The sequence below is a fragment of the Rhizobium azibense genome (assembly GCF_004342325.1).
GTDB classification, from domain to species: Bacteria; Pseudomonadota; Alphaproteobacteria; order Rhizobiales; family Rhizobiaceae; genus Rhizobium; species Rhizobium etli_B.
Genome location: NZ_SMBJ01000001.1, coordinates 362,288 through 386,832, shown reverse-complemented (window position 1 = coordinate 386,832; position 24,545 = coordinate 362,288). Strand labels below are relative to the sequence as shown.

The window sequence follows — 24,545 nt, the reverse complement described above, 5'->3', positions numbered from 1 at the left end:
AATCAAACCTGGGTTGCGGCTGTCCACGGGTAATGCCGGAGCCACGGTCAACACAGCTTCGAATTCGCACCAAGCGACAGGGAGATATCAATGATTATCAACACTTTTTCCTATCTTTGGAAATCCACTGCTGTGGAGGCGATGACTGAACTTACCCGGCATGGCTTTAAGGTATTTGAAGTTCCCGTAAGTTCCCCTCACTGCTGGCCGGATGAAATGTCGGCAAAATTGCGATCGGATGCGAAGAAACAGCTCGACGATCATGAGGCAAGCGTCAGGTCGCTAAATGCTGGAGGATACGACATCAACCTCGCCAGCCCGGGCGCAAACATGAGGCGCAAAAGCTCGGACCATATCAAAGATGTTATCCAGCTTGCGGTCGATTGGGGAGTGACGGACGTCGTGATCTCTCCAGGGACACGCCGCCCGATGATTTCCCCAACCATCCCTCAAGCCCTTGACTGGCTATATGAAAGTCTCGACGTGCTTCTACCGGTTGCGAAGCAGGCCGGCGTGCGGCTACTCATGGAGAATACCCCATATTGTTTCAGACCAACGATTGGTGAACTCGTCGGCGTCGTCGATGAAATCAAAAGCGAAAATCTAAGTATCGTCTACGACGTCGCAAACGCGGCCTATATCGGCGAGGATCCTGTAGCCAGTCTTCGATCGCATCACGCGCACATAGGTCTCGTGCATATCTCAGATACTGGAACGGACGTGTGGGGGCACGATCCTATCGGCACGGGGGTCGTAGATTTTGAGGGTTTGGGGCGCGCCGTCGATTCAGTTTTCAGCATCGATCGCGTCGTTCTCGAGATTATTCGCGAAGAAGAACCGCTGTTGGAAATTAACAAAGGACTGCAGGAGCTCAAAAAAAGGGGCTGGAGGATTGATTGATGAACCCCCTATCGCAATCACTCTCCATGCGCGCGAATGTTCCGGGACTTCGGTGGCTGGAATGAGCTTTGCATCCGGTAAACCACCTAAAGAAGGTGGATGCCAGTGGGGGATCTATCGGCACCTGGTGTGACAATGGATCAGGACATTTACCTAGCGACGGGCAACATCTGGGCTGAATTTCAGAACGCGATGTACGTTTAGAACCATGTTGCGAATTGGAAGTGAATTCCATAGTATTGAGTTGTTCAATCGGAGAATCGTCTATGAGAGTTTTAGTTAGTGGAGGAAGTCGCGGAATTGGCGCGGCGGTTTGCATCCGGATCGCCGAAGCCGCGGCATCAAGAGGCGAGCGTGCAAAGATCGCCGTCTGTGGCCTTGGTTCATCCGAAGGGCAAGAGAATGTCGCGCGTTCGGTGCGCGCGTTGGGAGGTGATGCTATTGAGCTATCCGGAGACCTGGCCGATGTTGATGTGGCCCCAAGGCTCGTAGGGGCGGCGGTATCGGCATTCGGCGGTCTAGACGCTCTCGTTGCCAATGCCGGCGTGGCGAGCCCCGGAAATATCTGTGATCTGACGGTTGCCGACTGGGACAAGATGTTCGCTGTCAACCTCCGCGGGGCATGGCTTCTGGCCAAGTACTGCTACCCGCATTTGAAGCAGAGCCGAGGCGCAGCATGCTTCACATCGTCAATGTCGGGACAAGTCCCCCATGCGGGATCAGGTGCATACAGTCCAACCAAAGCGGCGCTAACGATGCTTGCAAAAACCCTCGCCTTGGAATGGGCGCCCGATGGCATTCGCTCAAATATCGTCTCTCCGGGAATGACCCACACTCCAATGTCCGAAAAGATGTACGCCGATCCAGCGATCAAGCGGGCAAGAGAGGACCTGATCCCGCTTTCGAGGATCGGCGATTCAAGAGACATTGCTAATGCGATTGAGTTCCTGATAAGCCCACTTGCAAGTTACATCACCGGTCAGGACCTTTGCGTCGACGGCGGTTTCTCGAAATCAATCTTAAGCCACATCCCCGGGCGCCCAAGCTCAAATTCGTAGTCAGCGAAGCCGCGACCGCACGCTTGAATACATTCCAGCATTCGGCCCCGGAAGAAGAAAGCTTTTGAAGGTTCTGGCGATCGCGGAAGCGCTGTGATCGTCAGAAATTTACGCCCGTTCCCTACAATGCGCGAACTCGTTGCCCTTTCCGCCGTTCGCTCGAACTGTCCGTCACGATCAGCCAGAGCGGCCAAATATCATGCTCTGGCGTGAGACTGGAAGTCTCTTTCGTCCGAAAGCCATGAACCGAGCGATACTCGTAGCGGAAGCGCGAGACGTTGTCGGCGATATAGTCAACAAATCGGCGAGGCACGGGAGCCCTCGCCTATAGCGAGACGAATTCGCAAGAACCGAATGAAGTCGGCCGCGCTTCATGTCGCTAAGCTCAACGGTGTCGATCCCGCGGACGTTTCAGCCTCGCTTGCTGCGTCGCCGAAAGTCGCAACGCTTCAGTTGATGCCCGAATAGGGTTGGCCATTGTGGCGCAAAGGTCGGGTGATCCGGTCGTTGGCATGTGCTGAGCTCCAGGGCTTCATCCAGGGCCGCACGCCCTGTTCGATGTCGGCGATGATCTTGTCGGTGATGCGGTTGTAGATGTCGGATCGTTGGTGAGTTTGGTGCCTGCTCATGTCGAAACCTCCGTTTTGAGGCCGCGACCATCGCGACCTGCTACGGTGGTCCGAATGACGGGCTTCAAGCGCAGGCCCGCACCCGACAGGGCCGGAACGGAGGTGGAGGACGGCAAAGCCGTTGCGGGGCGGCGCGGGGCCGACAGGACCTAAAGCCGGGGCAGGACGCGATGGCCGCAGCAACGCAAGGTTTGATGGGCGGCTCAGCCAAACAGCCTTTCAATTCCGCTGGCAGTCGAAGAACGACCTCGCAAGATCATGCTGTAGGAAGCTGGGTCGTGCCAGTGACTGTGCGATATCGATGATGCCGTCGCGTGATAAGGTGGATCTTTTCGAGGCAACCCACGCCGATCTTGAAGTCGATTCTTCGCACTCACTTCAGCTCGAAGGCGCGGTTGGGCGGATCAAGCTGTCCATTTTGGTGCAGAACCATCCCAGGGCTGCGGGCCCGGCGCGGTGATCAGTGGATATTTCGTCGCACGACAGCCCGGCAATCGGGTTCAGCACGGAGGGTTGTTTCAGGAAGGCCGCAGACATTTGACATGGAGTTGTCCTTCCGTGATGCGGTGACGCTGAGAACGCTGGGGCATCGTTAAGGCTAGCGATCCTCTATGCCTTGGCGGACGGTGCGGTGACGCGGCCCGTTAAACCAGGCCGTTTGGAGCTGGAGTTTTGCACCGACTGCATCCTGCAAGCCGCCCGCGGGAGCACCGAGGGTGCTCCTTACCTTTAGCCGGAAGTCTACGTGTCATGCGGGCCGGACCGCCCTTGCGAGGGCCGGCCTCTTCTTCGCCCGGAAGGCGAACCGCGTTGGCGGCGGCGGCAGCCGACCGTCGGAACGATCACGCAAATCGGCTCAGCGTTCTGGCGCGGGCTTTTGCGGCTTCTTCCTCGCGATTGTGCGGCGGATGTGATGTCTCAAGCGAATCGAGCAGCTCGCGTGCGCAGGCCGCGATCGAACCGACCGCGCGCTCGAAGGCCGGCTCGTTGCGTTTCGAGGGCTTGGTCGTCCCGCTAAGCTTTCGCACGAATTGCAGCGCAGCGTCACGGATTTCTTCGTCCGTCGCCGGCGGATCGAAATTGAACAGCGTCCTTATGTTTCGGCACATGACTTGCTCCCGGTCATCGTGATCTTTGTCCACCCGCCCGCTCAGCGGCGCAAGAGGCTGTTGCGAAGTGCTCGTCTACGTTTAGATAAAGCGCCGCCAGCGGAAAACTAGAAGATAGACTTGCTGTCAACGTCTGTTCACAATCGATCCCTAGTGAGAAGAAATGCAAGGTAAGGAACTCATGGACAAATCCCGGACCGTCAGCCAGACACCGATTGCAGCGACGGAGTTCGATGTTCAAAAGGCAGCGGCGATCAGCGTGCTTTTGGTCCGTCCGATCGGAATTCTCCCCGACAAGCCGGGCGATCAGATCCGTCCGTTCGCGCTCGGCCTGTTCAACGATATCCGCGCGCTGGCAAAGCCTGATGTCAAGGCCACGGCATTGCGCCGAGCCGTTGGCTCCTTTGTCCACTCAAAACGATACTATTTCGCGAGCGCCCAATCTGACTCGATGCGCCATGACATCGATGGCAAGCCCGTGGAGCCACTTTCGACTGAAGACCGACTTGTCGCGCAGCGACGCCTTCTCAGCCTGAAACGAAACAACGACGAGCACAGTGTGCCTCGCGTCGAGCCACCCACCGCTGCTGCCCCGAGCAAAACTGAGCAAATCCGCGCCGCTCTTCTCAAACGGAACAGGCAGACCTGAGGCGAGCCGTCCAAATCAGCTTGATGGGCGATTTCCCAGAAATGACGGTTTTGCGATGAAGAGCCGGTATCCACCGAGAACGCGAAAAGGACTGCCGGCTCCCGCGTCAAAGGCCGGGCGAGCCCGGCCTTTTTACTATCGGATCAGATCGGCGTCAGGCCTGCAGGTTGTCCGCCGACATCTTGCCGGACTTGCGATCCTTGACCAGTTCATAGGTAATCTTCTGGCCGTCGTTGAGGCCGCGCAGGCCGGCCCGCTCCACCGCGGAAATGTGAACGAAGACATCGCCGCTGCCGTCATCTGGCTGGATAAAGCCGAACCCCTTTGTTGCATTGAACCACTTCACGGTACCAGTCGCCATAGCGTCTTCCTTTGATCATTTCATCCTGCCGCACCTCGGTGCGGCAAATCGAGCTTGCGGCGACATAAATAGACGCTTCTGAATGCAAGGCAAAGGCAAAATCCGACTTGCGGCACCGCACTGCCCCTTCAGAGCGTCAAAGTCTTATGGTTTCACCAGGGCAAGCGGCTTTCCCCGGCGAAAAGTGATATCGAATTATCCAGCATCGGCCCGGATGAGAAACGAACCGTCAATCCCTCAGCGCGACTATTTTTGACAAACCCAAACCGCGTTCTGATCGGCGACAACAAATGAGGAAGTGACCGCCTGAAGTGCCCCTCGTTGCCGAAACTGATCGCGCTGCTCGCAGGATCGGTCATGGACGGGTATCGCGAACGGACTTCGGATCTTCATAGGGAAGAATGTCGTGAAGTGGGCAAACTATCCAAAATTAGCTCATTAAGGCGGCGACGAACCCGCTGAGGGGCGGAAGGATCGTCCCTTGATGGTATTGTTGTCGATTTCGATGGCACATCGTCGACGCTTGCGCAGGCTTGCGCCAACGCCATGAAACAAGATGTGTAACCCGTTTGCGACTATCCGCGAAACAAAGGATACCGGTGCTTTTCACCGCGGCATCGCTCCAGTATGACAGATTTGTGACAGTTAAATGGGATGCCGATGATCAGCTGGTTTCGTAGACTCATGCCTCGCGAAGATCGATTCTTCGATCTATTCGCTCAACATTCGCGCACCGTTGTCGCAGCTGCCGAAGCCTTGAACCAGTTGTTGGCTGGCAGTGAGATCGAGCATCATTGCGAGACGATCGTCCGTCTGGAGAACGAAGCAGACGAGATAACGCGCGAGGTGTTGCTTGCCATCAGAAAGAGCTTCATCACTCCCTTCGATCGCGGCGATATCAAGGATCTCATCCAATCGATGGATGACGCGATCGACATGATGCAAAAAACGGTCAAGACCATCCGTCTGTTTCAGCAGAATTCGTTCGATCCGCGCATGCAGGAGATGGGCGGGGCGATCGTCCGGGCGGCGCATCTGATAGCCGAGGCGATCCCTCTACTGGAGAGGATAGGATCCAATGCGCCCAGGCTTACTGCCATCGCCGAGGAGGTCACCCGGGTCGAAGGTCATTCCGACGACCTGCACGACCAGGGTCTCAAGGATCTCTTCAGCCGCTACGGCACCTCGAATACAATGGCCTATATCATCGGCAGCGAGATTTACGGGGAGCTGGAGAAGGTCGTCGATCGCTTCGAGGACGTCGCCAACGAAATCAGCGGTATCGTGATCGAGAACGTCTGATGGAGGTTACACTTGCCTTCCCCCTGCTTGTGGGACTCATTGGTATTGCGCTGTTCTTTGACTTTCTGAACGGCCTGCACGACGCGGCCAATTCGATCGCAACCATCGTTTCGACCCGCGTGCTGCGACCGCACTATGCTGTCTTTTGGGCAGCTTTCTTCAATTTCATAGCTTTCCTTTTTTTCGGGCTGCATGTCGCAGAAACCCTTGGAACCGGCATCATCAATCCGGGCATTGTCACGCCGCAGGTCATCTTTGCGGCGCTGATGGGCGCGATCATCTGGAACATAGTCACGTGGATGTTCGGCATTCCCTCCAGCTCCTCCCACGCCCTTGTGGGCGGGCTGGTTGGCGCGGGACTTGCCAAGGCCGGCTTGAACTCGATCGTCTGGAGCGGTCTGCTCAAGACCGCGGGCGCCATCGTCATGTCTCCTATGATCGGTTTTTTCCTCGCACTTGTTCTGGTCCTCGTCGTCTCGTGGATTTTCGTACGACAGACCCCCTTTGCCGTCGATCGCACCTTTCGGGTCATGCAATTTGTCTCGGCCTCGCTCTACTCGCTCGGCCACGGTGGCAATGATGCGCAGAAGACGATGGGCATCATTGCAGTTCTGCTCTATTCGCAGGGTCATCTCGGCCAAAGTTTTCATGTACCGTTTTGGGTGGTTCTCTCCTGCCAAGCGGCAATGGCGCTCGGAACGCTTTTCGGCGGCTGGCGGATCGTCCATACGATGGGCTCCAAGATCACCCGGCTCAATCCGATGCAGGGCTTTTGCGCCGAAACAGGCGGCGCTTTGACGCTCTTCGGCGCCACATGGCTCGGCATCCCCGTCTCGACCACGCATACGATCACCGGTTCGATCATCGGCGTTGGAGCGGCAAGACGGATTTCCGCGGTGCGCTGGGGGCTTGCCGGAAACATCGTCATTGCCTGGGTTATCACGCTTCCCGCCGCAGCGCTCATCTCGGCTCTCTTCTACTGGAGTTCCGGTCTGTTTGGATAGCAACAGTTTGAGGCAACGCCGAAGGATACTCGCTCTTTTACGCTCGCAATGGGCCGACAGTCCACCGCATCGCGGATGCCGCGACACCAGCGACCGGTTTTGCCGCAGCCGAGTTCCTGCATTTGCACAAGACTATGACGGGCTTGCGACCAGACAATAACCCACCCCACGCACCGTGCGGATAGCCAACTGATCGCTCCCGCCGAGCTTACGCCGCAGATAACGGATATAGACTTCGACAATCTTTGTTCCTGGATCGAAGTCGTAGTTCCAGACGTTATTCAGCAGCCGCTGACGGCTGACCACCTTGTTGGCATTGAGCATGAGGTAGCGGAGCAATTCGAACTCCCGCACGGTGAAATCGATCTCCCGGTCAGACTTCGTGACGCGGCGCGTTGCCGGATCGAGGATCAGTGAGCCGACCTGGAGAAGGTCAGTGCACTCGAGCGTTGGGCGGCGCCTGCGCAGAGCCTCGATCCGCGCAATCAGTTCGTCGAACGCAAAGGGCTTTATGAGATAATCGTCAGCACCACTTTGAAACCCATCCACGCGGTCGCGGACACTCTCCTTGGCGGTGAGCATAAGGACGAGCACGGGGCGTCTTTCCTGCCGGATCATCCGACATACTTCAAGGCCATCCACATAGGGGATCATGCGGTCGAGTATGACCAGATCGACGCTCTCATGACGGATCCGTTCGAGGCCGTCACGCCCATCCTCGGCAAGCTGTACATGATAGCCTTCCGCCTCGAGGCCGCGCCGTAGAAAGCCCGAAATGCGCCGGTCATCTTCGACAATCAATATCCGCATCTGTTTCCCCTTCTGCGATAGGCAGCCGGATGGTGAGAACTGCGCCGCGCTGCGGCGCAGGCGCAAGGGTAATCGTGCCGCCATGCCTCTCGACGATGGTCTTGGCAATCGGCAGCCCGATACCGAGACCCGTGGCTGCACGACTGGCATTGTTCGTTCCGCGATAATATCGGTCGAAGACGAAAGGCAGTTCCGCCGGATCGATCCCGCAGCCATGATCACGGATGGTCAGCGCCAGGACGTTACCGCTGCGACAAATGTCTATGTCGATCCTGCCACCTCGGTCGGCATACTTGATGGCGTTATCGATCCCGATCATCAAGGCCTGCTTCAAGCGTCTGGAATCTGCCCGGATCATTTGCTTTGGCGCTTTTGAAAGGAGTTGCACCTCCATCTGCCTTTGTTGGGCAAGTATTTCACTTTCGTGAACGGCCGCAACGACCACGCCTTCGGCCTCGATCGTTTCGAAGTCATAGGTGACGTCATCGATCTCCGTACGCGTGAAGTCGATCAGATCCTCAAGCAACCGTGCCATGTCGGCTGCATACACCTGAATCCGGTTCAATGCATCGCGGAAGGCTGCAAGCCCTGGTCGCCCGCGAAGCGCCACCTCGGCTTCACCGCGCAAGATGGTCAGCGGCGTTCGCAGTTCGTGGCTTGCATCCGCCAGGAATTGGCTGCGCTTGCTGTCGAGCGACAGCAGCTGGTCATTTGCCTGCCGCAGCTCGTGGGTACGTTGATCGACTTCGCGCTCGAGTCTTGCCTGGGCGGATGTCAGGCTTGCTCTTTGCCTCTCGATCGCTTCGGCCATCTTGTTGAAACTTTGCGAAAGTACCAGGAATTCGTCACGGCGGCTCGTCTGAATGCGATGATTAAGTGCACCATTGGCAATCGCTTCAGCGCCGGCCGCCAGCAGACGGACCGGGCGAGCGATCGAATGCTGGAGCGTCAGGCCCAGACCAAGGCCCACGGCGATGACCAGGACCGAAACCATTCCCGCAGCGATCAGGACCGTATGTTGGGTGTTTCTCACCCGGGCCAGCTCTTCGGCAACTTCTCCGCGCTCTTCGCGCCGGGCATCCGCGAGCATTGTCTCAAAGTCGTTGGAGAGGCGATACTCGATGCTTCGCCTGAAGATATCGACGGCAAGATCCTGCTGGCCGGCCGTCTGCGCCTGAAACACCCGATCCGCCGCCCGATCGATGGCGCGATAGAACTCATGAAGCCGTGCGGCGAATTCTGCTTCCGGCAATTCCTGCTGAACGTCGCCGAGGCTTCCAAGCGTGGCGAATTCCTTGCGCGTCACTTCGGCAAGTACACGGAATCCTTCTTCGATCCGCTGCCGTGCGAGTTGGAAGTCCGGCATCTGCTCGGCGCCAAGCAGAAGGACTTCGGCCAACTGTTCGGCATAATTATTGCCGAGACCGTCGAGTTCACTGATCGCCTCGAAGCGAGAGTGAACGCCATCAATGCGATTTACGAAATCGTCTGTCAGCTTGAGCGTGATCAGCATCAGGCAGACAACCACCGCGACAAAGACGGCGGTGACAAGCTGGAGGAGAAGAATGCGCCGCCGGACGGTCATGATGCCTCGTGTCTGGTTGGGAGCTCGTCGCCAAGAATTGCCGATCAGAGGAGCCGGGACAAGGCTAACCGCGGCAATCTCTGCAGCTCTCACCAAATTCTAACCATCCGGACCACGTCCTCTAACCTGCGATGCTTAAGATCGCACAGCAGAAGGCCGGCCGGTGCGTGCACCTGTCGCCCCAGTCGCTAAACGGAGCTGCTAATGGAGAAGGCAGAAACTTGGCCCCCGGCCCTATCTGGGCAGACATTGCCTGGCACGCAAACGTCTACGGCGTCGACGCGGTGGCGTCCGGCGGTCACTTTATTTGTTGCAGTGTCGATGACTATTGCAATCGAGCTTGTTGCCTCCGGGTTGGCACTGGAAGCTCGGCGTTCGCTGCAGATCCTCATGCTTGCTTTGGTCGGGTGGACTTTGACGTCACTCGACGACACCTTTGTTGCTGTCACTGCAGCCGTTGCAATGACGCTGTTCGTCACCGGCAACACCGAAGCGCTGTTCGATGCGCTTGGCGACGAGCTGATCTGGCTTCTTCTGGCATCGTTCCTGCTGGCTGCAGCCTTCAAGGCGAGCGGCATTACCGACCAGCTCATTGCCCTGGCAGCCGGTCGGTTGCGCTCGGTCCAGTCCATTGCCTACGTTTTGACTGCGATCCTTCTCGCGACCGCTTTCGTCGTTCCCTCCACATCCGGCAGGGCAGCCATGATGGTGCCGGCCTACGCGGCAATTGCCGAGCACTGTACCAGTGCTCGAGTGCGAAGAGCCTTCGCGCTGCTGTTTCCGACGGTCGTGCTTCTGTCGGCCTTCGCATCGCCGATTGGTGCTGGCGCACATCTCGTCGCCATCGACATGGTGCGACGGCTGTCAGGTGAGGAAATCGGCTATCTTCACTGGGTTGTTCTGGGCCTGCCTTTTGCTGCTTCAAGCGCATTTCTTTCGACCAGCATTATCCTGCGGCTCTTTCTGACGGAGCAAGAACGGCGCGCCAAGCTCGCCCTTCCTCCCGGCAACCTGGAGCGCGGACCGCTGTGGCGTCGGCCTATTTTCTGGATCGCCGCGGCTGTGGTGATCGGCTGGCTGACGGAACCGATGCATGGGATCGATCCAACGATCCTGGCGCTTGTCGGCGCGCTTGCTGCCTTCATTCCCGCTGTCGGACCAATATCATTTCGCGACGCTCTCCGTGACGCTGACCTGTCGCTCTTGGTCTTTCTTGCCGCGATGATCTGCCTTGCAAATGGTTTCGTGACTTCCGGACTGAACGAGTCTCTGGTCACGATGGTGTTCCGTCCACTGCGAGCAGGTGAATTGTCCTCCATCATGTTCACGGCGCTGGTTGCCATGATCGGATTGCTCTCTCATTTGCTCATTCACAGCCGTACCGCGCGGATGTCCATTCTGCTGCCGCCGACCCTGATCCTTGCTCAGGCATCAGGTGCAGATGTTGTTATGGTGATGCTGACCCTGGTCTCGGCGACAGGCCTTTGCCAGACGCTGATGGTCAGCGCAAAACCGGTCGCGCTCTTTGGGAGGTTGGGCGAGAACGCCTATAGCGCGGGCAACCTCGTTCGGCTCAGTGCGGTGCTTATGCCCGTCCATTTTCTTCTGATCATGGTCTTCGTGCTGATCATCTGGCCCACCATCGAATCGATGTTGGCGTAGGGAGCGTTAGGAGTTTCTATGTCGAAAAAGCACAGGCGCTTGCGTGTTCTGGTGGCACCTTCAGGGTTCAAGGAAGGGCTCGGCGTGCGTGAAGTCGCAGACGCGATCGCGCGGGGCGTCCGCAACGCTCTTCCAAGGGCCAAGATCACACGCATGCCGATGATCGATGGCGGCGAAGGCTTTGTTCAAACCATGGTGGATCTGCTGGGAGGCGAACTGCGTCCGTTCACCGTGACAGGTCCGGTAGGGCAACCCGTCGATGCTCATATCGGCCTTCTTTCAGGGCGACGGAAACGCACCGCGGTGATTGAGATGGCTGCAGCAGCGGGATTGCGGCTCGTGCCACGGGATATGCGCGATCCTACGCAAACAACCAGTTACGGTGTCGGTGAAATGATCCGCGCGGCACTTGACCTTGGAGCCGAACGCATCCTCCTCGGCTGCGGTGATTCCGGCATCAACGATGCCGGCGCCGGCATGGCTCAGGCCCTTGGCGTGCGCCTCCTGGATCGATACGGCCAACCGATTGCCGGCAATGGCGCGGCACTGCGTTGGCTTGACCGTATCGATGCTACTGATCGCGACGCTCGCCTCAAGAAGGTGAACATCGACGTCGCCGTGAATCCTTACAACATGTTGCTCGGGAAGAACGGCGTTGCACGGGTATTCGGACCGCAGAAGGGAGCGACGCCGGATCAGGTGGCAATTCTGGAACAAGGCCTTCAGAGGTTTGTCCGGGTGGTTCGGCGCGATCTCGATGTCGACGTCGAGCCGTTGAAAGGAGGCGGAGCGTCGGGAGGACTTGGTGCGGGCCTTCACGCGTTCGCCTTCGCCAGGCTACATCCCCGTTTCGACCTCATCCTTCGACACATTAAACTCGATCGGAGGCTCGCCAAAACCGACCTGGTGATGACTGCCGAAGGCGGGATTGATGGACAAACGCGGCACGGCAAGGTTCCGGCGGAGATCGCACGTCGGGCCAAACGCCACAAGCTACCGGTTCTTGCCTTGGCCGGGACCGTCGGTGCGGGCGTTGAGACGACACGGGAGATGGGAATTGATGCGGTGTTCAGCATCCTCAACCGTCCCTGTACGCTGGAAGACGCGATCCGCGAAACAGAAACGCTCCTTGCCGAAGCGGCTGAACAGGCAGTGCGCCTAATGCTTGCAACACGTTTTATACTGCGATCTTGAGTCGCAACGATAATGCGCCATCAGCAAGAAGTGATATCAGCTTCTCTTCCGCGACGGCTTTCTGTCCTAGCGGCGCTCTGCCTTCCGACAACTCGATCGATCGACGTCGATCGTTTCAGGTGATGGCGTAATGGGGAGAGCCTATTGCGATTTAGGCAACGTCTTAAGGCTGTTGCAGTCGCCGATCAGTCCTCATGGAAGTCCGCAGACAGCGAGCGCTGCAGTTCATAGTCCGGCAGTCTTTCCTGATTGACTGACCGGAAGTAGAGGGTGCTGAGCAGCGCGGCGATCATCAGGATCACGACGATCAGCAGGAGATGGTCGAGGAAAAGCCAACGCAGCCAGCGGCCGCTATCGTTAAACTGCGTCATCACAGACCCCCCGATCGGCGTAGGTGGAAGACCTGGGGGTGATCGCATTGAACATCCCCGGCCCTTGCGAGATTTGAAATCCAGTGTGCAACCGAAGGCGGCCACGGTCATTGATACGCATCAAGCGTCCAACCCGATTTCCTTTTCGACGGCGAATGCCGGCAGGGTTTGGACGGAGTTTGATCCAGCCGGGGGCATGAGGGGCGCTACGGCGCGTTCCGGCGCAGCTTTCAGCTGCCGCAAGCTTTGCGGCGAAGATCGAAGGTCGTTCAACAATGGCATACTGACGGTCAGCCTTGCGTTCAGCAAATTGCCGTCCCTGATCACTTCAGTGGCTGCAGAAAATGGGGAGTCTGGCGGTCTCAAGCATCGACCGCGTGACCCCGCCAAAGATCCGCTCCCGAAGGCGGGAATGGCTATAGGCTCCCATCACCAGAAGCTCGGCGTCAACATCGACCGCGTGCTGTTTCAAGATCTCGTCAACGGGCTTGCCGGCGCTTGAAAGGACATCAACGGCGACGGGAACGCCATGTCGTGCAAGATATGTGGCAACGTCTGCGCCGGGCTCTTCGCCGCTTGCATACGACGTTGCGACCGGATCAATCAAAGTGACGTGGACCTCGCTTGCGGCCTGCAGGGCCGGCAATGCCTGCTGGACAGCGCGGGCGACTTCCATTCGAGAGTTCCAGGCGATCAAGACCGACCGTGGCGTAAGGCTGGCTGCCTGATCTGTGGGGTTGAAAAGCAATGGCGCAGGAGACTGGAACAAGGCGCCGTCGAGAATGCGCTTGAAAAGATCTTCGTCTTGCCCCGCCTGACGCCCGACGAGCGTCAAATCCGCATAGAGTGCGCGATCGGCTACATCTTCGTCGGCCCAGGCAAATTCGGTATAGATGTCCTGGACGTCAAAAGACAGGCCGGAGGCCTTGAGCATTTCCTTGACTGTTGCGGCCTGCTTGGCAAGCTTGTCGATATCGCCCTGACGCTCTTCGAGCCATGCCGTTGAGATCACCTCGGCGTAAGAGCCGCCCGGGGGCGGCGCGGCCATCGCGATGATCACCGTCGACAGGTGCGCTTCGATTGACTGGCTCGCGGCGATCGCGTACTTGAGATCTTCCTGGAAGTGATCGACGCCGAGTACGGCGAGAATGGTCTTGTAGCGCATATTCGTGCCTCCACGCTCTTAGCGAGCATGGCTTGACGATAGCCATTGGACAGAAAGATGCTTTGATCCGTGTCAATCTGGCGACAGCCGCCTGCCCCGGCTTGTCAGTGATGCCAGGATCCGGATGCCGTCGATCGTGAATGCCTGGACAGGCAGGTTGCATGCGGTAACCCATCCTCGCACGCGATCCTTTCCGCTGTGAAATTACACGCTGCTGTTTGATCCTTTGACCAGCATCAATGTCGCAGCCGCTCTGCTAGGCCAGAGTGCTGGCAGGGAAAGCGGAGACATGCCTCAATGGACGCGAGATCTATCCTGCTCGTGATCGCCAAAACGGCAGCCAAGATCGATGTGCAGAACGCTTTGAACTTGGCCGCGGAGGCAAATGATCACCTCGCAGTGCTGGTTGCGGCGATTGCCGATCCGCCGACCATCAGCGATTATCCGGTCGGCGAAACCTGGCTCGACAACCGCGACCAGGACTTGGCACGTATTGAATCGCAAGTGCTGCGCTGCAAGGAGCAATGCGCCTTGGCCGGGCTATCGTATGAGGTCGATAGCATCTATCCCGAGCGCGCCTGGGCGGACGCCGCCATTGCGGCGCGCGCATTGTGTTTTGATCTCGTGCTGATCGGTTCGAGCGCCTTGCTCGATCCTGAGCTGAAGCGCAGACTTATCAGCGGCGTTCTGTTTGATGCCGGACAACCGGTAATGCTTCTGCCTCATCGTCCCGCGACGTTACGCCCGAAAAAGGTTCTGCTCGCCTGGGATGGCGGTCTGCGCGCAGGGCGTGCTGTACGCGCGGCCTATGACGCCCTTGTTGCCGCAAATGAAGTCCATGTCGTGCTTGTAGACGGGCCGCATTCAAGGTTCGAGAGCGGAGACGAACCGGGCACCGGTATGGCCAACTATCTTGCCCACCACGGGATCAATGTCGTGGTCGACCGGATTGCCAGTTGCCGCCAACCGATCGCAGACGTCCTGGTTCGACACGCGACAGAGATTGGCGCGGATCTGATCGTCATGGGCGCCTACGGCCATTCGCGGTTGCGCGAGCGCATCTTCGGCGGCGTGACGAAGTCAATGATCGATCAACTGACACTGCCCGTACTGATGGCGCACTGAAAGAGCCTTGAACCCTGGAGGGCGATCAAATTTGGATTGAAGAGCTGGTGCTTGTCTGTGATGCGGCCAAGGCAGTGTCGCTGCTGCAATGACGGCGGCCGAGAGCACTTGGCTGGTGAAGATCGAGACTGAGGCCTGACCCGAAACAGGACGGCCTGGACCGCTCGCTATCATCATTGGCCGGGCCATAACCGCAAGCGTCGCTTATTGATAGGTCGGAGCTGCGGCTTGCTTACGAAGTGATGTCTTCGACAACCGTGAACACCAACGGCCATCGCGCAACTTTGATTCAGGTGAGAAGGCGATCGGATTTATTGTGAATGCGTGCCGAAGCATCCACCCACTCGCGACCCGTCAAGAGGCCAAACCCCGGGTGACGCTTTGTGGAAGGGTTCGGAGAATGCCTCTGCAGGGTCGGGGATACATATCCAGGAGGGCAGTTTCATGAAAGCGATGATGCTTCAGGCTATTGGGGAGCCTCTCGTTCTCGTCGAGCGGCCAGATCCGGTGCCGGGGCGGGGCGAACTCAGGCTGAAGGTGGAGGCCTGCGCCGTTTGTCGCACGGACCTGCATGTCATCGATGGCGACCTCGCCGACCCGAAGCTGCCGCTCGTGCCGGGCCACGAGATCGTCGGGATCGTCGATGCCGTCGGTGACGGGGTGGCGGCCACGAGAGTAGGAAGCCGTGTCGGTGTGCCATGGCTCGGCCACAGCTGCGGAGTGTGCCCCTATTGCCGGTCGGCGGCTGAAAACCTTTGCGACCGGCCGCAGTTTACCGGCTATACGCGCGATGGCGGCTTTGCCACCGATGTCGTGGCCGATGCGTCCTATGCCTTTGAGCTTGATCCGAAAGGGGATCCGGTTTCGCTTGCGCCTTTGCTCTGCGCCGGACTTATCGGCTGGCGCTGCCTGAAGAAGGCCGGTGACGGCAGAAGGATCGGGCTTTACGGCTTCGGGGCGGCAGCCCATATCATTGCCCAAATATGCGTATGGCAAGGTCGTGAGGTCTTCGCCTTTACGCGTCATGGCGACGATGAGGCGCAGCGTTTTGCAATCAGTCTGGGCGCCGTGTGGGCGGGAGGTTCAGACGACAGGCCTCCGGTGCTGCTGGACGCGGCAATTATCTTTGCGCCGGTCGGCAGCCTCGTGCCGGCCGCCCTCAAGGCGGTCCGAAAGGGCGGCCGTGTCGTTTGCGGCGGCATTCACATGAGCGACATCCCGGCCATGCCCTATGCCGTTGTTTGGGGAGAGCGGGAGCTTGTTTCGGTTGCAAATCTGACCCGTGACGACGCCGCGGAATTCTTTCCGATCGCCCGGCAGGCGGCTGTGCGCACACATACGGTCTCGTATCCCCTCGAGCGGGCAAACCTCGCTCTTTCAGATCTTCGCGCCGGCCGGTTCAGCGGCGCGGCGGTCATCGTTTTCTGAAGCAAACTCAGGAGGGCTCGAAGAACCTTGATCTTCATCAAAGCGTGAAATGCGCGAGGGATGAATATTTGCGTCAAGCGCCGCGAGGATCATCCGGACGACCAGCACCGTCGTCCTTGCCGCACCGGACATGACGAGAGCGACCAAGAGACACTCCAGGGAGAACTGATTTGGAACCGGCCGCATCGACCATCCGCAACGCTCATTCAATGACTGTCCCGGATGTCGCTGCTGCGCTCGGCGTTGATCCGGCCCGCGGACTTGACGATCAGGAGGCCGAGCTTCGACTGCGGCAATTCGGTGCGAATGCCCTCACGACGAAAAAGCGCCTGTCGGATGTTCGCCTGCTGCTGCGCCAATTCGCCAGCCCGGTCATGCTGTTGCTCGCCGGTGCGACTGCACTTTCGCTTGCATTCGGCGAGTATCAGCAAGCTGTGGCCATAGCTGCAGTGCTGTTTATCAATTCGGCGATCGGCTATTTCACAGAGCGCAGGGCGGTGCGCTCGCTGGAGGCTCTAAGGCGACTTGGAAAACGCAGCGCGCGGGTGCGTCGATCAGGACATGTGCAGCAGATCGCGGCGGAGAAACTGGTTCCGGGAGACATGGTCCTTCTTGATGCAGGCGACGTCGTCGCAGCCGACATGCGGTGCGCGAGTTCCGCCACCTTGAGAATCGACGAGTCGGCTTTGACCGGTGAATCCGTGCCTGTCGGCAAGGGGATCGAACCGAACTTAACCCTTGCAGGTTTGCACGAGCGCAGCGCCGTTCTCTTTAAAGGCACACATATCGTCAGCGGAGGTGGCGAGGGTATCGTGACGGGTACCGGTCTCGCCACGGAACTTGGCCGCATCACACAGCTGGTCGACGAGGCCAGCGGCGGAGGCTCTCCTCTTGAGCGCCAGCTTTCGTTTCTGTCGCGGCAACTCATATGGATTACGCTGGTACTTGCCGCGGCTATTTCCGCAGCCGGGCTCTCTGCGGGAAGACCGGTCTTCTTGATGGTTGAAACGGCGATTGCGCTTGCCGTAGCCGCCATCCCCGAGGGTCTGCCCATCGTGGCGACGCTGACATTGGCACGCGGCATGCTGCGCATGGCACGGCACAACGCACTGGTCGAAAACCTGGCAGCCGTAGAGACGCTCGGTTCGACGACCGTCATCATGACCGACAAGACCGGCACACTGACTGAAAATCGCATGGAGGTTGAGCAAATTCTGACACCTTCGGGTGATTTCTCCATTGACCATGGTCTGGCTTCCATCGTGAAGGAAGGCGCCATCGTCGATCCCTCGGCCGATCCGGAGCTCATGCAGGCACTGCTGATCGGCGTCTTGTGTTCAAACGCCGAATACGACCGCCATGCCTATTCCGGGACCGGTGATCCGATGGAGATCGCCCTCCTTCGCGCGGGAAGTTTCGCAGGGCTCGATCGCAAGCAACAGATTGCGACGTTTCCCGAAGTGGCCGAGCATCCCTTCGATACCGCAACCAGGCGCATGGCAACAATACACAGAACCGGCGATCATCATTTTGCTGCCGTAAAAGGTGCTCCCGAAGAAGTGCTGGCGGCTGCAGACCGGATCGGCATCAAGATGGAGCCGCTTGACGAGGCCGAACGGACGACATGGCTGCGTCGCGGTGAAGAACTTGCTGCAAGGGGGCTCAGGGTCCTGGCGGTCGCTGTTCATCCGCGTGCGATAAAGGATCAGCCGGTTCCGGATGGATTGGTCTTCTACGGCCTCGTTGCCTTTCGCGACCCGCCGCGAGGCGACATACCGGAAACGATCGCCGCTTTGCGAAGAGCCGGCATCCGCGTCGTCATGGCAACCGGCGATCACCCGAGTACCGCGCTTGGGATTTCGCAAGCGATTGGCCTGACCGAGCCGGGAGCACTGGTGATGACCGGAGCAGAACTGTCCCGGCTGCTTAACGCCTCGGCGGCCGAGCGTCAGGAGATCGTTCGCAGGCAGATCTTTGCGCGCGTGAGCCCGGAGGAGAAGCTCCAACTGATAAATGCCTTTCAGCGCGAAGGCGAAGTGGTCGCCATGACGGGAGACGGGGTCAATGATGCGCCGGCTCTCAGCAAGGCGGATATCGGCGTCGCCATGGGCCAACGTGGAACAGATGTGGCCCGAGAGGCTGCGGACATGGTCTTGCTCGACGACGCCTTTTCAACCATCGTGCATGCCGTTCGCGAGGGACGGGTCATCTTCGCCAATATCCGCAGGTTCTCCGCATACCTGCTCTCGTGCAATCTGGCAGAAGTGCTCGTTGTCGGTATTGCCGTCTTCACGGGACTTCCACTGGCGCTGCTGCCGCTGCAAATCCTATTCCTGAACTTTGTCACGGATGTCTTTCCAGCCTTTGCGCTTGCCGCCGGCGAAGGCGAAGGCGACGTACTCGACCGACCCCCGCGCCAACCGAACGAAGCGATCCTCACGAAGGCGCAATGGCTCTCTGTCGCAGTCTATGGAGCGGCAATTTCAGGCGCCACGCTTTTGGCATTGATTTCTTCGATACACATTCTTGGCCTGGCAGCCGAACAGGCAACGACGGTTTCCTTCGTCACCATCGCGCTTGCCCAGCTGTGGCACACGTTCAACATGCGTGAGAGCGGAACTGGTCTTTGGTATAATTCGGTAATCCAAAACCGCTTTGTCTGGTATGCCACCGCACTTTGCCTTGTGCTGTTGCTTGCGGGGATCAACGTGCCGTTACTGTCGGAAATGCTGGAAATTGCGTCGATAGGAATGAATGGTTGGGCGCTTGCCCTCGGCTGCAGCCTGCTGCCGCTTATTGCAGGGCAGCTCTGGCTTGCGTCGGGCACTCGACGACCGGCCATCGGTTCCCATCTCAAGGTGAAGCTGAACGAGCAGCCCTGACGGGACAACGGGCGATGGCAGCGTTGATCTTCATCAATGCGGGTAGATCCGGGCCTGCTTTGATATTCTTTTGCGCACTTCATCAAGTGCCCGGAACTCTTCGCGACTGTCAACCGGCTGCGCAACCTGGATGAACGGCCAAGAAACGGAGATAGCAATGGGTCTCGACGATCAGCGGGAGGCAATCGCCTTCCTAAGCGACCCGAAATCGTACGGCCTCGACGTGCCCGTTGAGGTCATCGAGACGCATATCTCGCGGATTTTTCTGGCAGGTCCGCGCGCCTACAAAATGAAGAAGGCGGTGAAACTTCCTTATGTCGATTTCTCGACCGCAGCCCTGCGTTTGAATGCCTGTCATAAGGAGGTGGAGCTGAACAGATTGACGGCGCCCGGCCTCTATCTCGGCGTCAAGAACCTCTCAAGGGACAAAAACGGGGCCGTCTGTTTCGCAAAAGACGGCACGTGCATTGACGCCGTCGTCGAAATGATCCGCTTTGACCAGGATCTCCTATTTGACAGGCTTGCGGCTGCCGACAAGCTGACCGACGATCTGATGACGTCGACAGCGCGAATGATCGTTCGTTACCATCAAGATGCGATTGTCAGGCAAAGCATGGATGGTGTGGTCGAGATGGAGGCGGTCCTCGCCGTCAACAGGGCGGGGTTTGCGACCAGCACGCTGTTTACCGAACACGAGGTGGTCGTGCTTGACCGGCTTTTTCGAAGCGCACTTGAGCGGCATGCGGATCGATTGCGAACGCGAGGTGCGACCGGACGGATAAGGCGATGCCATGGCGATCTGCATCTGCGCAATATTTGCCTTCTCGACGGCGAGCCGCGCCTGTTCGATTGCATCGAATTCAATGATGCAATCGCCACCGTCGACGTCCTTTACGACCTTGCCTTTCTGCTCATGGACCTTTGGCACCGGGGCCATCGTCATCATGCCAATCTGGTTGCCAACCGCTATTTCGACGAGTCCGACAATGAGGATGGCTTTACGCTTTTGCCTTTCTTCCTTGCGGTCCGCGCTGCCGTCAGAGCTCACGTGACGGCAACGCAGGCGGAAACTGCAAAGGCAAATATCGACGTGCTGCGCGCCGAAGCGCAATCCTATTTCGAGTTGGCGAAGGAGCTGCTTGAAGCACAGCCTCCACGGCTGATCGCAATCGGCGGATTGAGTGGCTCTGGCAAGACAACGGTGGCGGAACGCCTTGCTCCCCACATCGGCGCGGCGCCTGGCGCGCGCATTATCGAAAGCGATCGCCTGCGCAAAGCCATGCACGGCGTTCCTGCAGAAACGCGCCTTCCGAAGGCGGCCTACCGCCGGGAGGTGTCCAAGCGCGTATATACGGAAATGGTCCTGAGGGCGGACGCCATTCTTTCCGACGGCGGATCCGTCGTGGCCGATGCCGTCTTCGACGATGCCGACCATCGCCAGGCAATAGAGACGCCCGCGCGTCGGCGAAGCATAAGGTTCAGCGGGTTCTGGCTCGATGCTGAACCCAGCCTATTGTGGAAACGCGTGGAGGACCGGAGAGGCGGTCCCTCGGATGCGAGGCTCGAGGTCCTTATGATGCAGCTCTCACGCCGCCTTGATGACCTTGCATGGCGCAAGATCGATGCCTCCAGGAGCGCTGATCTCATCTGCGACGAGATCCTTGCGGGATCGATGTCCGGTGAGCCGGCCACAGTAGTCTGAAATCTCCGAACCGATGTTGCGGGTTCGACCACCAGAGAGCTCAGCTTTGATCGAAATGCAGCTTTCCGCGTATCCGACAAAGGAGCGAGGAAAGGGCGATGCTAACAGAGATCGAAGCAAAGGCGGGGCCAGCCGGATTCCAGTTCCCCAACATCTCGTTGCTCAATCGATCGCGGCCGCCGACCACATTGCAACGACAGTGTTGCGGCACCATGCGGCCATCGTCTTGGAGATCCCGTCGAGGAAAATTTCCCATAAATCGGGCCTTGGTGGCGTCGCCTTGAATCTCACGGGCGCGGCCGAGGTGCGTCGGGCCGCACGTCAAATGAAAGCAGCGGCAACGACTCCAGGTTTTGCCGACCAGATCGACGGATATGTCCTCCAGCCGATGGTCAAGGTCGCTAATGGTCTCGAACTTCTTGCAGGACTTTCGACTGATGCCGCATTCGGGGCGGCCGTCGTATCGGGGCTGACGAGATTGCGGCTGTGCAGAGAGTGAGATCGCCATGGCCCTGCTGCCCCTTGATGACGGCCGGGCAGACGATCTGATCAAAGCCACCTGCATCGACCGGCTGTTGCAAGGCTTTCCGTCACATCCCGGCCGCAGATCGTGACGCCTTCAAGAAAGTGCTTCTTGCGCTGTCGCAGATGGCGGTCGATACTCCGTTCGTTCGTGCTGTTGATATCAATCTGCTGGGCCGGATCTCGAACAATCATCGTCCTCGGGCCGCAATCGAGAGCGATCCGTCTTGATTGCGGGAACCTGCGCCAAGCCGAAACCTGGTGATCAGGCAGCTGGCGACCTCATCTTGCGATGCGGGACTGAAACAGGTGCGCATCGGGATTGACGATCCACATGCGGCAGGAGGTGAACCATACGGGATGCAAGCACAGGAGGCCTCAAACGGCTTCCATTTGCCAATCCGCCTTGAGCGAGATCAAGGACGAACAGAAAGAGATATCGTTAGCTCAACCAATAGAAAAACCGAGGAGGCAGCACATGACCAGTCTGCAGATGCCACTTCCATTTTTGCAATTCAGCCCCTTCGGCGCTGCCGTTCTGGCAGGCACGAAGTTTCAAGCGGAGTTTGCTGGCGCGGCGCTTCGATATCAGATCGAGGGCCTCTCATTCTTGCTCGATCGCATTGGCAAGGACGTCACATTCGTCGGTGCCCTCACAAAGCCGCAGGCCGCACGTGAAGCATCGGACCTTATCAATGATTTCTCAGCACAAATGATCACGGACTACGCGCGCGAAACCAGCCGCATCTTTGCCGTTGCGGCAAAGATTGCAGATGAGACAGCGGCGATCGCACACGGCGAGGCCTTGCGAACGATCGAGGACATCGCCGCCAGTTCGGTCGCTCCCTGAAGCCCCGCAAAGGATCGTCCGTGCCGCAAGGGCGCTGGTTGAGGAGCCGTTCTTTCTCGGCTGATCGGGATAGGAGCCTTTCGGCGTCTTGCTGTTCAGTTGACGGTCCCCATCACCGGAGCAAACGCACGGGACGCTCACCGCCAGGTCATCGGCAGGACACGGATGCCGGCCAAACGGCGCTCTCACGCCACGCTCCATAATCGGTGTACAAACGACGAAAGGGGGGGCGCCCCCACCCTTTGCCTGCCAGGACGGGGCCCCGGTTGGTGGATGGAGCGCTCTTGATCTTGGCCAACGTCATTTGCGCAAGATCAACGCGAGGAGAGCCCGCCGGGTAGACATTGCAGCCTGCAGCTGAGATGAGGAGATTCGTCATGAGAGTACAATTCCACCTGCCTTTGCTCACCTATCCAGACCCCAGCTCCTTTGCCCTGATCCAGAATGGAATCGACTTTGCACGGCACCAGGACGCGCAGCTTCATGTCAGCGTGTTCGAGGTCAAGATACCGAGGGTATCTCCGCCATTTCCGCCGGTGATCGATGTCGGAAAAATGAGCGCTGACGCAGAACGCTCCAGCCGCAAATGTGCTGCGGCACTGATCGAAACCGTCCGAGATTATGCTGGTAAGGCCGATCAGGCAGTGGCGATTTCATCATTTGAGGCCCCGGAGCCGCTCATCAGCGATAGAATTGCCGAGATCTCGCGTATCTACGACCTTTCGATCATGGAAACCTCGCCACTAGCCAGTTCTGTCATCGAACGCGTTTTATTCGAGAGCGGAAGACCCCTCCTGTTGCTGCCGACGGACAATTGTTGCGGACGAATAGATACGGTCGCAGTCGCCTGGGACGGCAGCGCCACATTGGCGCGGGCGTTGACCGGGGCCCGCGTGTTCTTGGACAAGGCTTCCAGAGCTGTACTCATCTCGATCACGGATGACAAGGCGATTGACGCCGATCTTCGCGATCGCTTTGCAGCACTCATCCGCGGTGCCGGACTTGCTATCGAGATCGTCGATGCGCAATCACAAGGTGACCCCGTAGCCACCAAAATTCAATCCGTTGCCGCTCAATCGCGGGCAGACCTGCTGATCACCGGAGGCTTTGGCCATTCGAGACTCCGCGAACTCATACTGGGTGGCGTGACACGATCGCTGCTTAACGGCCTCGAAGTACCGGTTCTCCTATGCCATTAGACCTTGGGCCTGTGCCATGAAAAATGGCAGTCAAAACAGAAGGGGATAGCGTCGGTTGCTCTATCCGCTGACATCGCTGAGCCTTGGCTTACAGGAGATCTTTGCCGCCAAGCCCCACGAACTCAATGCGAAAGCCTTGAGCGCGCGCGTTTTTGATGAATCGATCCGCGCTCAAGACGTCGACGACGATGCTGCCACCGAGACAATGACCGAGGGGTTCGCTGAGTTCCTTACGAACCCAGGCATCGGCGCGGAGCGAGCGGAGTGAAATTTCCCATCGATCGACGGCTATCCTATCGAGCGTAAGGTCGCAGTCGCAGTGATGCGGCACGGGACATCCTGCCCCGGCGAGCAATGCCTCGCCAGTCCGTGAGCAACTTGGATCGATGGTCATTGGTGCGCTCCCTTGCTGTCATGATGTCCGGAGCCTGGCCGCAAGTCGGCCTCCATTTTATCTCGAAGCATCGCGAATTGCATCGAGTTCGTCGGCCTGCTCCTGCGCGCTCTTCAGCAATTCCTCAGCATATTTTTCGGCCGAGGAGATATCGGATCCACTCAGCTTGGCATCGCGGCACTTACGGTCGACGGCATGCCGCAGTGCCTCCATCAGTGCAGATCGCTCTTGCGGATCGTGAAAGCGAAGAAGACGCGTGAGCGCCGTCACTGCGACGAGCTCGAGGATCATCATCCGCCCTTCGATTTCGCCGAGCGAGGGAATTGCCTTACCAGGTTCACCTCCAAGGCTGTCGCGTTTTGCCCTGAGCATGGTCTGATCCTTTGTAAGAGACAGTCGTGCATTCTGCGAAACCCCGCTCGAGCCGCATTGATCCGTATCAACGGGAGAAGAAAATCATGCCACGTGGCCGTAAAACCGGTCTTCAGCGAACGCACCAACGATAATTGGGATCGAACCGCTCAAGGGTGCGGGGCCAGGGCCAAACCGAGGCGCCTTTGCCGACGACCTTAATCGCGGAAAAACGACGAGATTCCAAAGGAGGCTACCTTGCGTCTGGGCATGCAAAAGACGTCCAGACACGC

22 protein-coding genes and 1 pseudogene are annotated in these 24,545 nt (G+C 58.5%); 15 read left to right on the top strand and 8 right to left on the bottom strand.

Annotated features, from left to right (window positions below; genetic code table 11):
• Positions 1 to 90: 90 nt before the first annotated feature.
• Both EV130_RS01865 and EV130_RS01860 read left to right on the top strand, forming a co-directional pair.
• Complete coding sequence (locus EV130_RS01865; RefSeq protein ID WP_132549452.1) at positions 91 to 900, top strand: sugar phosphate isomerase/epimerase family protein; 810 nt, start codon at positions 91 to 93, stop codon at positions 898 to 900.
• A gap of 266 nt (positions 901 to 1,166) precedes the next feature.
• Positions 1,167 to 1,958: an SDR family NAD(P)-dependent oxidoreductase gene (locus EV130_RS01860; protein ID WP_132659068.1), complete on the top strand. Its 792-nt coding sequence runs from the start codon at positions 1,167 to 1,169 to the stop codon at positions 1,956 to 1,958.
• Positions 1,959 to 2,410: 452 nt separating this feature from the next.
• Here the strand turns inward: EV130_RS01860 and EV130_RS01855 are convergent.
• A pseudogene (locus tag EV130_RS01855) lies at positions 2,411 to 2,587 on the bottom strand (ArdC-like ssDNA-binding domain-containing protein); the annotation flags it as partial.
• Positions 2,588 to 3,429: 842 nt separating this feature from the next.
• Positions 3,430 to 3,696 (bottom strand): DUF2277 domain-containing protein, encoded by a 267-nt coding sequence (locus EV130_RS01850; RefSeq protein ID WP_132549461.1) that lies wholly within the window; start codon positions 3,694 to 3,696, stop codon positions 3,430 to 3,432.
• A 181-nt stretch (positions 3,697 to 3,877) separates the two neighbouring features.
• On the opposite strand from EV130_RS01850, the gene EV130_RS01845 reads away from it, so the two are divergent.
• Entirely contained in the window at positions 3,878 to 4,345 is a 468-nt protein-coding gene (locus EV130_RS01845) for a ProQ/FINO family protein (RefSeq protein ID WP_132549464.1), read from the top strand.
• A gap of 154 nt (positions 4,346 to 4,499) precedes the next feature.
• Here the strand turns inward: EV130_RS01845 and EV130_RS01840 are convergent, their stop codons facing one another.
• Positions 4,500 to 4,706: a cold-shock protein gene (locus EV130_RS01840; RefSeq protein ID WP_022713126.1), complete on the bottom strand. Its 207-nt coding sequence runs from the start codon at positions 4,704 to 4,706 to the stop codon at positions 4,500 to 4,502.
• Between the two features lie 660 nt (positions 4,707 to 5,366).
• Here EV130_RS01840 and EV130_RS01835 point away from each other — a divergent pair.
• Together EV130_RS01835 and EV130_RS01830 are read left to right on the top strand one after the other, a co-directional pair.
• Positions 5,367 to 6,008 (top strand): DUF47 domain-containing protein, encoded by a 642-nt coding sequence (locus EV130_RS01835; protein WP_132549467.1) that lies wholly within the window; start codon positions 5,367 to 5,369, stop codon positions 6,006 to 6,008.
• The gene (locus EV130_RS01830; RefSeq protein ID WP_074063804.1) at positions 6,008 to 7,012 is read left to right on the top strand and encodes an inorganic phosphate transporter; all 1,005 of its coding nucleotides are present in this window, start codon (positions 6,008 to 6,010) and stop codon (positions 7,010 to 7,012) included. The genes EV130_RS01835 and EV130_RS01830 overlap by 1 nt, the downstream gene beginning before the upstream one ends.
• A 132-nt stretch (positions 7,013 to 7,144) precedes the next feature.
• On the opposite strand, the gene EV130_RS01825 is transcribed toward EV130_RS01830, so the two are convergent.
• Together EV130_RS01825 and EV130_RS01820 are read right to left on the bottom strand one after the other, a co-directional pair.
• Positions 7,145 to 7,822: a response regulator transcription factor gene (locus EV130_RS01825; RefSeq protein WP_074063803.1), complete on the bottom strand. Its 678-nt coding sequence runs from the start codon at positions 7,820 to 7,822 to the stop codon at positions 7,145 to 7,147.
• Positions 7,797 to 9,407 (bottom strand): sensor histidine kinase, encoded by a 1,611-nt coding sequence (locus tag EV130_RS01820; protein ID WP_132659066.1) that lies wholly within the window; start codon positions 9,405 to 9,407, stop codon positions 7,797 to 7,799. The genes EV130_RS01825 and EV130_RS01820 overlap by 26 nt, the downstream gene beginning before the upstream one ends.
• Positions 9,408 to 9,728: 321 nt before the next feature.
• Here EV130_RS01820 and EV130_RS01815 point away from each other — a divergent pair, with 321 nt between their 5' ends.
• Positions 9,729 to 11,069: an SLC13 family permease gene (locus EV130_RS01815; protein WP_132659064.1), complete on the top strand. Its 1,341-nt coding sequence runs from the start codon at positions 9,729 to 9,731 to the stop codon at positions 11,067 to 11,069.
• Between the two features lie 18 nt (positions 11,070 to 11,087).
• Positions 11,088 to 12,263, top strand: coding sequence for a glycerate kinase family protein (locus EV130_RS01810; protein ID WP_132549478.1), 1,176 nt, complete (start codon positions 11,088 to 11,090; stop codon positions 12,261 to 12,263).
• 185 nt (positions 12,264 to 12,448) lie between these two features.
• Here EV130_RS01810 and EV130_RS01805 read toward each other — a convergent pair whose 3' ends face one another.
• Together EV130_RS01805 and EV130_RS01800 are read right to left on the bottom strand one after the other, a co-directional pair.
• A complete protein-coding gene (locus tag EV130_RS01805; protein WP_074063799.1) occupies positions 12,449 to 12,634 on the bottom strand; it encodes a hypothetical protein in 186 nt (61 codons plus the stop codon).
• Positions 12,635 to 12,962: 328 nt separating this feature from the next.
• Positions 12,963 to 13,799: a universal stress protein gene (locus EV130_RS01800; protein WP_132659062.1), complete on the bottom strand. Its 837-nt coding sequence runs from the start codon at positions 13,797 to 13,799 to the stop codon at positions 12,963 to 12,965.
• A gap of 297 nt (positions 13,800 to 14,096) precedes the next feature.
• Here EV130_RS01800 and EV130_RS01795 point away from each other — a divergent pair, with 297 nt between their 5' ends.
• The 8 genes from EV130_RS01795 (at position 14,097) to EV130_RS32430 (ending at position 23,775) form a co-directional block, all read left to right on the top strand.
• Entirely contained in the window at positions 14,097 to 14,924 is an 828-nt protein-coding gene (locus EV130_RS01795; protein ID WP_132549484.1) for a universal stress protein, read from the top strand.
• 444 nt (positions 14,925 to 15,368) lie between these two features.
• Positions 15,369 to 16,352, top strand: a complete 984-nt coding sequence (locus EV130_RS01790; protein ID WP_074063796.1) for a zinc-dependent alcohol dehydrogenase family protein — start codon at positions 15,369 to 15,371, stop codon at positions 16,350 to 16,352.
• A gap of 170 nt (positions 16,353 to 16,522) precedes the next feature.
• Positions 16,523 to 19,234, top strand: a complete 2,712-nt coding sequence (locus tag EV130_RS01785; RefSeq protein WP_132659060.1) for a cation-translocating P-type ATPase — start codon at positions 16,523 to 16,525, stop codon at positions 19,232 to 19,234.
• Positions 19,235 to 19,391: 157 nt separating this feature from the next.
• Positions 19,392 to 20,936: a bifunctional aminoglycoside phosphotransferase/ATP-binding protein gene (locus EV130_RS01780; protein WP_132659058.1), complete on the top strand. Its 1,545-nt coding sequence runs from the start codon at positions 19,392 to 19,394 to the stop codon at positions 20,934 to 20,936.
• A gap of 55 nt (positions 20,937 to 20,991) precedes the next feature.
• A complete protein-coding gene (locus tag EV130_RS01775; protein WP_237358671.1) occupies positions 20,992 to 21,435 on the top strand; it encodes an acetate--CoA ligase family protein in 444 nt (147 codons plus the stop codon).
• A 501-nt stretch (positions 21,436 to 21,936) separates the two neighbouring features.
• Positions 21,937 to 22,308 carry a hypothetical protein gene (locus EV130_RS01770; protein ID WP_132549496.1) on the top strand — a complete coding sequence of 124 codons (372 nt, stop codon included), beginning with the start codon at positions 21,937 to 21,939 and terminating at the stop codon, positions 22,306 to 22,308.
• Between the two features lie 377 nt (positions 22,309 to 22,685).
• Positions 22,686 to 23,507, top strand: a complete 822-nt coding sequence (locus EV130_RS01765) for a universal stress protein (RefSeq protein WP_132659056.1) — start codon at positions 22,686 to 22,688, stop codon at positions 23,505 to 23,507.
• A 55-nt stretch (positions 23,508 to 23,562) separates the two neighbouring features.
• Positions 23,563 to 23,775: a hypothetical protein gene (locus EV130_RS32430; RefSeq protein ID WP_165918471.1), complete on the top strand. Its 213-nt coding sequence runs from the start codon at positions 23,563 to 23,565 to the stop codon at positions 23,773 to 23,775.
• A gap of 183 nt (positions 23,776 to 23,958) precedes the next feature.
• On the opposite strand, the gene EV130_RS01755 is transcribed toward EV130_RS32430, so the two are convergent.
• Complete coding sequence (locus EV130_RS01755; RefSeq protein ID WP_132549505.1) at positions 23,959 to 24,273, bottom strand: hypothetical protein; 315 nt, start codon at positions 24,271 to 24,273, stop codon at positions 23,959 to 23,961.
• Between the last annotated feature and the right edge of the window lie 272 nt (positions 24,274 to 24,545).